General features: G+C 40.5%; 2 protein-coding genes and 1 pseudogene. All 3 read right to left on the reverse strand.

What is annotated here, in order from left to right:
* Nucleotides 1-154 (reverse strand): annotated as a pseudogene (locus FTV43_RS16220) (BrnT family toxin); the annotation flags it as partial.
* A gap of 40 nt (nt 155-194) precedes the next feature.
* Entirely contained in the window at nt 195-695 is a 501-nt protein-coding gene (locus FTV43_RS15680; RefSeq protein WP_179995858.1) for a hypothetical protein, read from the reverse strand.
* A partial coding sequence (locus tag FTV43_RS15685) for a MobA/MobL family protein (RefSeq protein WP_179995859.1) occupies nt 692-1,183 on the reverse strand: 492 nt, incomplete at its 5' end. The genes FTV43_RS15685 and FTV43_RS15680, both read right to left, overlap by 4 nt.

Below are 1,183 nucleotides of genomic sequence, written 5' to 3' on the forward strand. Positions count from 1 at the left end.
CATCATAGTGTCCTACATCCTCAAAAGAGATCAATGCAGGATCAAGGAAAATACTACAGACCTCCTCGAACGTAATTTCTCGCCCTCGATAGACTAAATCCATTTTTTGGTCATGCCATTCAAATAACAAGCCGTAATATTCAATTAATGGCATGATTACCTCTTTTCCTCTCGTGAAATAAAAAATATGCCTATTATTTTGGGTCTATGACACAAAAATCGCCATTTTTTCCATATCCGCACTGCTTTTTCATCACACGAACACACGGTTTAGATTTCTCTCCAACAGTACAGCTTCCAATATCAAACTGGATACCTTGCTGTCTTAAGCTCTCGATCTGAGGGATATTTTCTAAAGGTTTGATATAAACACTAAACAGCCAAATGATGCCAAGCATAAGAATGGCGAAAATGCCTAAAACGATGGTGATGATTTTCCATGAAAATTGATCACTGGTTGATTCAATCGAGTTTTTTAAATGTCCAAGTGCTTTGGCGGTCTTGATAAGCTCTGCTGTACCCTCCTGTAAGCCCGTATTTAGCGATTTTGATACGGTACTATGGGTTTGCCCTGCTATGACCTTTTGAATGCGTTCTTCGGTGATTTGAAGCTCTTTAACAGCCTGATTGACTAGGTTCTGCTGTTGTTCTGCAACTGCCATCAGTGCATATAACTTTTTTTCATCAGGTGTCATCGGCTCATCCCTCTAAACTTCATTGTTCTCTGTTGCTCTCGTTCTAATTTCTGCTGTTCTTTGTACTGCTGTAAGGCAAGCTGTTTAAAGCTGTCAAAATCAGCCTTAAAGCTCTCAATGCCCTGTTTAATTTCTTTGTCTGAGATAGGGCTGTTTTTGAGGTCTTTCAGGTCTTTTTTCGGGTCGCCTAAATCTAGTCGCTCAAGCTCTTTATAGGCTGTACGTGACTGTTGCAGGGCTTCCCTAATTTCAGGGTCTTTGGCTTGGCTTGGTAACAGTTTTTTTTCAGGTTCTTTCTCTATGCCTTGCTCTTTGTAGCTTCGCATATCAATACGGCTGTCAATTTGGTGTTTTTCTAAATGGCTGTTGCATAAATCTGCCCATCTTTGGCGTAGGTCTTTAATATCGGTTTTTCGTTCCTGGTAACTCTTGCCGGTATTGTCTTTTTTAGCTCCGCCACGTTCAGGATTCTTGCTGTTATAGCGTTT

The organism is Acinetobacter sp. YH16053, assembly GCF_013417035.1.
GTDB lineage: Bacteria > Pseudomonadota > Gammaproteobacteria > Pseudomonadales > Moraxellaceae > Acinetobacter > Acinetobacter towneri.

What these genes read in the sequence shown, in the direction of transcription:
- FTV43_RS15680 (WP_179995858.1), bottom strand. Translation starts at nt 695, where the DNA reads ATGACACCTGATGAAAAAAAGTTATATGCACTGATGGCAGTTGCAGAA.